The sequence below is a fragment of the Paenibacillus sp. OT2-17 genome, from assembly GCF_009827695.1.
Lineage (GTDB): Bacteria > Bacillota > Bacilli > Paenibacillales > Paenibacillaceae > Paenibacillus > Paenibacillus polymyxa_B.
Genome location: NZ_WUDQ01000785.1, coordinates 1 through 1,350, shown reverse-complemented (window position 1 = coordinate 1,350; position 1,350 = coordinate 1). Strand labels below are relative to the sequence as shown.

Annotated in this window: 2 protein-coding genes; both read right to left on the bottom strand. The window is 40.9% G+C overall.

Annotated elements, in window-relative coordinates:
* Positions 1-244: 244 nt before the first annotated feature.
* On the bottom strand, positions 245-577 hold the full coding sequence (locus GRP75_RS27095; protein WP_023988622.1) for a branched-chain amino acid transporter permease: 333 nt from the start codon (positions 575-577) through the stop codon (positions 245-247).
* Positions 558-1,289 (bottom strand): azaleucine resistance protein AzlC, encoded by a 732-nt coding sequence (azlC, locus tag GRP75_RS27090; RefSeq protein WP_160790906.1) that lies wholly within the window; start codon positions 1,287-1,289, stop codon positions 558-560. The genes GRP75_RS27095 and azlC overlap by 20 nt, the downstream gene beginning before the upstream one ends.
* Between the last annotated feature and the right edge of the window lie 61 nt (positions 1,290-1,350).

Here is a 1,350-nt window from a genome sequence, read left to right as displayed (position 1 = left end):
CGTGGGGTTTGGAATATCATAAGCTCAATGAGGAAATTCCTCGTAACATGAAGGATTCTTAAAAAACTGAGCCCGATTAAGTGTTTTGAGGACGAGAATGACAAGCCTTTGAATATTTTAAAAACAACGGAGGACTAAGGTTAACATTAGTCCTCTTGGTTATTGTTCGTGCAACTGATGGTCACTCCAACTATTTTGTGTAAAGTTTCAATAGCTAACCTGCAACAACGGAGATGATCAACTTTTAGAATATAAATTGGACCAGGAACATATAGAGCAGTGTACCGCCAGCGATGGATATCAGCATGTTTCTTCTCCAGAGATGCAGCATAATAATGACGACAATGGAAATCAATTCGGCCACACCATGAGACCCAGAGAAAAAAGTGACATCCTTAACACTGTAAATGACCAGCAGTCCTAAAGCTGCCGAGGGAAGCACTTTGCCGAGATACTGTACATATTTAGGTGTGGGACGTCCCGAAGGGAACAAAATAAATGGAATAAATCGGGTCATTATCGTTCCCAAGACGACCATTCCTATCGTTGTGATGTTTTCAAACAAAGTCATGGACATCGTGTCTCTCACCTGTCATTCTATCTAGTGATTTTCTCATGAAGGAGAGCACGATAAGAAGACCTATCATAGATGGAACGATGAAATTTTCGCTATTAAAAATAAGCAGGCAAAGGATCGAAATTCCCAAACCCAACAATGCACTATGATGTGTGCTCTCTTTCATCCATTGTTCAATAAAGATCACAACAAAGAGCGCCGTCATCACAAACTCAAGCCCCTCCATATTAATGCGCACCAGAGATCCGAAAAATCCACCAATGGCAGCGCCAAATACCCAGTAGCTATGATTAAGCAGGGTTACGAAAAACATATACCATCCCTTGTCGACTTCTTTGGGGATGTTTGCTGTGTAATTAATTGAAAACGATTCATCACATAGTCCAAAAATTAGATAGAATTTTTTGAATCCGGTGCCTCTGTATTTTTCAAGCATGGATATGCCATAAAATAAATGCCGGGCGTTCACCATTAAGGCCATTAGCAAGGCACCTAGTGGATTGAACGGACCGAGCAGTAAATGCACTGCAACAAATTCCATGGATCCGGCAAAAATAAATAGGGCCATAAGGATCGCATACCCCGCACCAAAGCCAGATATATTCATAAGAATGCCGTAGGCAATCCCTAGAAACAAGAATCCAGCCAGTATGGGAAGTGTGGAAGGGAAAGCTGATTTAAAGGCCAATTGAAGCTTACTTCTGTGTATCATCGTTGCTACATCTCCTTGACAAGATTACATTTCTTCGTTAGTTTAGCAATGTAAATCCATA

Bases quoted from the DNA above. Each gene is read 5' to 3' on its own strand.
- GRP75_RS27095 (WP_023988622.1), bottom strand. From the start codon at position 577: ATGTCCATGACTTTGTTTGAAAACATCACAACGATAGGAATGGTCGTC.
- azlC (WP_160790906.1), bottom strand. From the start codon at position 1,289: ATGATACACAGAAGTAAGCTTCAATTGGCCTTTAAATCAGCTTTCCCT.